The 7133-nt window shown below is 62.5% G+C and carries 6 protein-coding genes; 1 reads left to right on the top strand and 5 read right to left on the bottom strand.

The window, feature by feature from the left end; all coding sequences use genetic code 11:
- On the bottom strand, nucleotides 1–1079 hold a 1079-nt coding region (locus ACK543_RS11245; protein ID WP_409942934.1), incomplete at its 3' end, for an ATP-dependent DNA helicase.
- 245 nt (nucleotides 1080–1324) lie between these two features.
- Between ACK543_RS11245 and ACK543_RS11240 the strand changes: the two genes are divergently transcribed.
- Nucleotides 1325–2140 carry a PP2C family protein-serine/threonine phosphatase gene (locus ACK543_RS11240; protein WP_409942933.1) on the top strand — a complete coding sequence of 272 codons (816 nt, stop codon included), beginning with the start codon at nucleotides 1325–1327 and terminating at the stop codon, nucleotides 2138–2140.
- A gap of 107 nt (nucleotides 2141–2247) precedes the next feature.
- On the opposite strand, the gene ACK543_RS11235 is transcribed toward ACK543_RS11240, so the two are convergent.
- The 4 genes from ACK543_RS11235 to odhB form a co-directional block, all read right to left on the bottom strand.
- Nucleotides 2248–2988, bottom strand: coding sequence for a hypothetical protein (locus ACK543_RS11235; RefSeq protein WP_409942932.1), 741 nt, complete (start codon nucleotides 2986–2988; stop codon nucleotides 2248–2250).
- Entirely contained in the window at nucleotides 2985–4082 is a 1098-nt protein-coding gene (gene zapE, locus ACK543_RS11230) for a cell division protein ZapE (protein ID WP_409942931.1), read from the bottom strand. Before zapE ends, ACK543_RS11235 begins: the two co-directional genes overlap by 4 nt.
- An 80-nt stretch (nucleotides 4083–4162) precedes the next feature.
- Nucleotides 4163–5590 (bottom strand): dihydrolipoyl dehydrogenase, encoded by a 1428-nt coding sequence (gene lpdA / locus ACK543_RS11225; protein WP_409942930.1) that lies wholly within the window; start codon nucleotides 5588–5590, stop codon nucleotides 4163–4165.
- 255 nt (nucleotides 5591–5845) lie between these two features.
- On the bottom strand, nucleotides 5846–7117 hold the full coding sequence (gene odhB / locus ACK543_RS11220; RefSeq protein WP_409942929.1) for a 2-oxoglutarate dehydrogenase complex dihydrolipoyllysine-residue succinyltransferase: 1272 nt from the start codon (nucleotides 7115–7117) through the stop codon (nucleotides 5846–5848).
- Nucleotides 7118–7133: the final 16 nt, after the last annotated feature.

Raw genomic sequence — 7133 nt, 5'->3', positions numbered from 1 at the left:
GCAGCACGGGCCAAAAGCTCGGTGCAGCGCTCATACAAGCGGTTGAAATCAGGCGCGATCTCGCTGACCATGTCCAGTGCCTCCAGCACATCGGCGCAGCCCGAGCAGACGAGCTGCATGGCTGCGCCCCAGGCGGTGGGGTGGATGCCGTCGGGCACCGCTTGCGTCCAGGGTATGCGTGAGGCGGTGGCCCGCTCCGTCCCCGCGGCCTGGCGAAGCGCGCTCGCAGCCTTCTCCAGGCGGGCCACCAGCCCAGCCCAGTCCGCCAGACCCCGCGCATGTTGCATGCCGCAGGCCAGCAGGTCCCGCGACAAATCGAGAAGTTGCCCGGTGGACCACTGCAGTCCCAGAAACTGCACGCCGGTTTCATTGAGTTGATGGGCCTCATCGAAGATCACGACGCGCACCGATGGCAGCAGCTCCGCCATGCCCGACTCACGCACAGCCAGATCCGCAAAAAACAGGTGGTGGTTGATCACCACCACGTCGGCCGCGAGCGCCTCGCGCCTGGCGGCATGTAGATGACATTCGCGAAAACGCGGGCACTGCGAGCCCAGGCAGTTCTCACGTGTGGACGTAATGAGTGGAATGACTGGAGACCGTTCGTCCAAACCTGTCAGTTCGGCAAGGTCGCCCGAGCGCGTCAACCGGGACCATTCCTGCACCTTGGCCAGGACCCGAACCACACCCCGGTCCCGCGCCAGCACGTCCTGCCAGGCCTGCTCCATGCGGTGGATACACAGGTAGCTGGCGCGCCCCTTGAGCAGCGCCAAACGGACCGGCAGCCCGAGGGTCCGCACCAGCAGGGGCAGGTCTCGGGCAAAAAGCTGGTCCTGCAGGGCCTTGGTGGCGGTAGAAATCAGCGCCCGTTCGCCACTGAGCAGCACAGGCACCAGATAGGCGTAGGTTTTGCCCACGCCGGTGCCGGCCTCGACCACCAGCGCCCCACCCAGCTCGATGGTTTGAGCCACAGCCACCGCCATCTGCGCCTGCCCCTCGCGCGGCTGGAAATGCGTATCTGCACGTGCCAAAGCACCACCAGCGGAAAACGCATCTTCGACATGCTGTGTCAAAGTCATGCGGGGCCAGGGATGTGACCCAGACACAAAGCCGTCAGGCCGGGTTGGTAACTGCGTGCAAATTCAGAGCCCGCGAGGCCGCCAGCGCAAGCAAACCTGAACGAAAAGGGGAGAGGGAAACGAAGGCTCGGGATCAAGTCAGAGGCCGCAGACGCATGGCAAAAATGCCACAGGTGGACAGATAATACGCGCTGGTTCGACCTTCGGCGACTACCCTGCGCGTCCGCCCCCACACAATCACCAGCATGACCAAAGCGTTTCGCCTCATCGCGTCCACCGGCATCCACAAGGGTGACCGGGAATACCAGCAAGACCAGGTCACGCTCATCGCGCACCCGCGCCACACCGGCTGTGTGCTCGGCGTGGTTGCGGACGGAATGGGCGGGCGCAGCGGTGGTCGCAAGGCGTCTGATCAGGTGATGATGACGGCGCGGCAGCTTTTCGAGCGCTACTCACCTGACACCGACGATCCTGTCGCCACGCTGCGCAGCATCGCCGCCGAAGCCCACATCGTGATCCGCCTGACAGCCATTTCCGCAGAGCAAGAGCCACACAGCACGATTGCCGCCTTCCTCATCAACCCTCGCGGCGACTGCCATTGGTTGCACGCGGGCGATTCGCGCATCTACCATTTCCAGGGTTGCCGCATGGTGTCGCGCACCAGTGACCATTCCTATGTGCAGGCGCTTGTCGACCGTGGCGAACTGACCGAGGCGGAGGCCAATTCGCACCCGCATTCCAACATCCTCGTCGGCTGCCTAGGAACCGAGAGCGATCCCCCCATCACGACGCACATCATTCCCCAACTGCAACCCGGAGATGTGCTGTTGGCCTGCAGCGATGGTGTTTGGCACTACTTCTCGCCGACCGAACTCGGCTCCGTGGTCGAATCCCTGTCACCGAGAGAGGCGACCGAGTTCCTCGTCGAAAAAGCCCGTTCGCGCGCTCGTGGCGGTGGAGACAATCTTTCCCTGGTGATCGTGAAGATCGAAGCCCTGGTTGAGCAAAAGAAGCCTGCTCCGTTGCTACCCCTGACGCCCTCCGCGACAGGGCGCTCCTAGGCCGTCACCTCAAGGCGCGGCTGCCGCTGCCTTTACGCTGCCGAGCAAGTGGTGTTTCCACCATCGGATGCAAGATTTCAGCGGGCTGCCAGTCTCTTGGGCAGACCCTACCGGGAAGCAGCCGGGACTGGGGGCAACGGTGCCGCCGGCTGTTTACCCGAGGCTTGCTCTTGCTCCCGCGACGCGTCTGCCTTGTCGCGGCGCTCTTGGGCCTTGCGCAATTTCTCGGCATACCGCGCTCGGGATTGGGCTTCGCGCTCGGCGTCGCCGGCAGCGCTGGCTTTTTGGGCCTGGCTGCGCTGCTGGATCTTGTCGCGCTGCTCTTGCGCCCTGCGGACGGCCTGCGCGTCACGAACCTCCGCCGTTGGTGTCCTGTCCGTCGCAGGCTTTCGCTGCACCTCACTCGCTGCCCCGGCCTTGCCGCCTTGCTCTGGCGGTGTAGCGCTCGTCTGCTTTTCCGCAATCGTGCGCTGGCGCTCAGCCGCTTTTTCCTTGCGCTCCGCGTCTTTGATAGCGATCTCTTGCGCGCGCAGACGGGCGTCAAATTCCCTTGCACCCGCCCGTACGCTGCGCAGGCAATCCTCCACAGCGAACTTCCTGTAGCACTCAGCCTCCTGCGTCTGGCGCTGGGTGATCAAGGCTTCACGCTCACGTCGAATGCGTTCAAGCTCCGTCGTGCGCGGCGGCGCAGCGCCACCCTCCAGCAAAGGCGACGGGGCTGACAACTCGTCAGCCGATAAGTCCGGCATGCGTGGGCCCAACGCCTGCGCCCAGGCGGCTGATGTCGCCAAAGCGATCGCTGCGATCACTAGGAACATGGACGCGCGCGCAGCGTGGCTCGATGTCATGTGAGCCCGGTATCCACTGAACGGCGATCCAGCGCCAGGAACTCCTTGGACTGCATTTCATTGAGTCGTGAAACCGTGCGAGGAAACTCGTGCACGAGCGGCCCTTCTGTGTAGAGCTGCTCTGGCGGCACCTGCGCAGACATGATGAGCTTGACCCTGCGGTCATACAGAACATCGATCAGCCAGGTGAAGCGGCGCGCGGGCGACGCCATGCTCACGGGCATGTGCGGCACATCTGACAGTAAAACCGTGTGAAATTGCGTGGCGATCTCCAGATAGTCGTTTTGGGAGCGCGGCCCCCCGCACAGGGTGCGGAAATCAAACCAAACCACCCCGCCAGCCTTTCGCCGGGCACGGATTTCACGCGCCTCGATATGCAAGGTCGGGTCCTCATCACGCACTTCGGCCAGCCGGTCGAAGGTTTCGCGCATTTCCGCATCGGCCTGCGCTCCCAGCGGCGTGTGATAGAGCTTGACCTGCTCCAGCGTGCGCCGCCGGTAGTCGGTGCCGTTGTCCACGTTCACCACCTCCAGCTTTTCGTTGAGCAAGGCGATTGCCGGCAGGATACGGTCGCGATGCAAGCCGTCGGGGTAGAGGTCGTCGGGTTTGAAGTTCGAGGTGGTGACAAATCCAACACCGTTGGCGAACAATGCATCCAGCAACCGATGCAAGATCATGGCGTCCGTGATGTCCGATACGTGGAATTCATCAAAGCAGATGAGCCTGTAACGCTTGGAAACGCGCGCACCCAGCTCGTCAAGCGGGTTGACCGTGCCCTGCAGGCCCGCCAGTTCGCGATGAACTTCGCGCATGAACTCGTGAAAATGCAGCCGCACCTTGCGCTTGATCGGTACCGCATTGAAAAAGCAGTCCATCAAGAAGCTTTTTCCCCGGCCCACGCCGCCGTACATGTACACGCCCCTGGGAACCCCGGGGCGGTGAATCAGTTTCTTGAATGCATTTGAACGAAGGGCTTTGTACGCAGCCCAGTCGTCCGCGCAGCGCTGCAAGGCCTCCACCGCTCGAAGCTGAGCTGGGTCGCTTTGATAGCCTTTGGCGGCCAGCTCGGCAAGGTAGGCCTGTTTAACGGTCACGGTGGAATGCCTTATTGCTATCAATTAAATAGCTATAAACCCAAGCAAATCAAGCGTAACCGCACAATTTAACGTCAACATCAGAAGTTGAGCGTGCGCTTGTCGACCGCCAGAGCGGCTTCCTTGGTGGCCTCAGAGAGCGACGGGTGGGCGTGGCAGATGCGCGCGATGTCTTCGCTGCTGGCCTTGAACTCCATGGCCACCACGGCCTCAGCAATCAATTCGCTGGCCTGCGGACCCACGATGTGCACGCCCAGGATTTCATCGGTCTCAGCGTCCGCCAGCATCTTGACCATGCCGGTGGTATCGCCCAGTGCACGCGCGCGGCCGTTGGCCAGGAACGGGAAACTGCCCGCCTTGTACTTCACACCGTCTGCCTTGAGCTGCTGCTCGGTACGGCCCACCCACGCGATCTCGGGGCTGGTGTAGATCACCCAGGGGATGGTGTTGAAATTGACATGCCCGTGTTGACCTGCCATGCGCTCGGCCACGGCAACGCCCTCTTCTTCCGCCTTGTGCGCGAGCATGGGGCCGCGCACGACGTCGCCCACTGCCCACACGCCGGGCAGGTTGGTCTTGCAGTCAGCGTCCACCACAATGGCGCCTCGCTCGTCCAGCTGTAAGCCCACGGCTTCCGTGTTCAAGCCGATGGTGTTGGGTACACGGCCAATCGAGACGATGAGCTTGTCCACGTCCAGCGACTGGGCCTCACCCTTGGCATTGGTGTAGGCAATGCTCACGCCCTTCTTGCCGGTCTTGACCTCGCCGACCTTCACGCCGAGCTCGATCTTCAGGCCCTGCTTGTCGAAAGCCTTCTTGGCTTCCTTGGCAATCTGCTCATCCACTGCACCCAGGAACGTGGGCAGACCTTCGAGGATGGTGACTTCGGCACCCAGGCGGCGCCAGACCGAACCCATTTCCAGACCAATGACGCCCGAGCCGATGAGGCCCAGCTTCTTGGGAACAGTACCGATGCGCAGTGCACCGTCGTTGGACAGGATCAGTTCTTCGTCAAACGGTGTGCCTGGCAGCGCACGGGCATTGGAGCCGGTGGCGATGACGATCTGCTTTGCGGTGAGCGTTTCTTCGGCGGCGCCAGCCACCTTGATCTCGTAACCACCATCGGCCACCTTCACGAACGAACCACGGCCATGGAAGAAGCTGACCTTGTTCTTCTTGAACAGGTACAGGATGCCGTCATTGTTTTGTTTCACAACGGTGTCCTTGCGGCCAATCATCTTTGCCACATCAATCTTCACATCGGACGCCGTGATGCCATGGTCGGCGAAATGCTTGTTGGCATGCTCAAAGTGCTCGGACGACTGCAGCAGCGCCTTGGAGGGGATACAGCCCACGTTGGTGCAGGTGCCACCCGGCGCAGGCCCGCCCTTGTCGTTCTTCCACTCGTCGATACAGGCCACATTGAAGCCAAGCTGGGCCGCGCGGATGGCGGCGATGTAGCCACCGGGGCCGCCACCGATGACGATCACATCGAATTGTTTGCTCATGGGAAATCTCATTGGGTCCGTTGGAGAAAGACCCACCGACGGGCCGGACAGATTCCGGGCGGCACATGTGGGTCCGTGCAATACATGCCAAGGGAGCGCTATGCGCCAAACTCCCCCGGCCGATGAAGCGCGTGGAGCCACATCAGTGACCGCCGCGCAAAGGCCGCCCCGCCGCGCCGGCAGTGTCCCCCTTCCCGAATTGCGTAGCAATTCGAGAGAAGGGAAAAAGCGCGAAGCGACTCAGGGCGGTGCATCTCAAATATCAAACAGCAGGCGCGATGGGTCTTCCAGCGCGTCCTTCATGGCCACCAGGCCCAGCACGGCTTCGCGGCCGTCGATGATGCGGTGGTCGTAGGACATGGCCAGGTAGTTCATCGGACGAACCACAATCTGACCGTTTTCGACCACGGCACGGTCCTTGGTTGCATGCACGCCCAGGATGGCAGACTGAGGCGGGTTGATGATGGGTGTGGACATCATCGAGCCGAAGGTGCCACCGTTAGAAATCGAGAACGTGCCGCCGGTCATTTCCTCGATGCCCAGCTTGCCCTCGGCCGCCTTTTTGCCAAACTCGGCGATCTTCTTTTCAATGTCGGCAAAGCTCATCTGGTCGGCATTGCGAAGGATGGGCACCACCAGACCACGGGGCGAGCCCACGGCGATACCAATATCAAAGTAGCCGTGGTAGACGATATCGGTGCCATCGACCGAGGCGTTGAGCACCGGGAACTTCTTGAGCGCATGCACAGCGGCCTTCACGAAGAAGCTCATGAAGCCGATCTTGACGCCATGCTCCTTGGTGAACGCATCCTGGAACTTCTTGCGCATTTCCATCACGGGCGCCATGTTCACTTCATTGAACGTGGTCAGGATGGCGTTGGTCGACTGCGATTGCAGCAGGCGCTCGGCAACACGCGCGCGCAGGCGGCTCATGGGCACGCGCTGCTCTGGACGGTCGCCCAGGTCTTGCCTGGCGGCCGGGGCGGCCACCTGCGGCAGCGCCTTGGTGGGCACGCCGGTCGGAATGGCGCTGGTGGCCACTGCCGCCTTGGCTGCACCGCCCGCCACAGCGCTGAGGACATCGCCCTTGGTGACCCGGCCATCCTTGCCGGTACCGGCCACTGCCGACACCGACATATTGTTATCGGCCAGCAGCTTGGCGGCTGCGGGCATGGCCACGTCGCCCTTGGAGCCGCCCGCCGTGGCGGCAGCAGCGGCAGGAGCCGCGGCGGTGGCTGGCGCTGCAGCTGGCGCAGCGGTGGCGGGTGCGGCAGCGCCAGCCTTGCCTTCCGTGTCGATCTTGGCGATCAGCTGCTCGGCCACCACGGTGGCACCGTCGCCCTGCACGATCTCAGAGAGCACGCCAGCGGCAGGCGCGGGCACTTCCAGCACAACCTTGTCGGTCTCGATCTCGATCAGGATCTCATCGACAGCCACGGCCTCACCGGCCTTTTTCTTCCACGTCAGCATGGTGGCTTCAGCCACAGATTCGGACAGCTGGGGGACTTTGACTTCTACGATAGCCATTTGAAATTCTTTCAGT

This window comes from Acidovorax sp. (assembly GCF_046341535.1).
Classification (GTDB): domain Bacteria; phylum Pseudomonadota; class Gammaproteobacteria; order Burkholderiales; family Burkholderiaceae_C; genus Acidovorax.
The sequence above is the reverse complement of the archived record's forward strand: the minus strand, read 5'-3'. Positions and strand labels throughout refer to the sequence as shown.

What these genes read in the sequence shown, in the direction of transcription:
- ACK543_RS11240 (WP_409942933.1), top strand. Translation starts at nt 1,325, where the DNA reads ATGACCAAAGCGTTTCGCCTCATCGCGTCCACCGGCATCCACAAGGGT.
- ACK543_RS11235 (WP_409942932.1), bottom strand. Translation starts at nt 2,988, where the DNA reads ATGACATCGAGCCACGCTGCGCGCGCGTCCATGTTCCTAGTGATCGCA.
- lpdA (WP_409942930.1), bottom strand. Translation starts at nt 5,590, where the DNA reads ATGAGCAAACAATTCGATGTGATCGTCATCGGTGGCGGCCCCGGTGGC.
- odhB (WP_409942929.1), bottom strand. Translation starts at nt 7,117, where the DNA reads ATGGCTATCGTAGAAGTCAAAGTCCCCCAGCTGTCCGAATCTGTGGCT.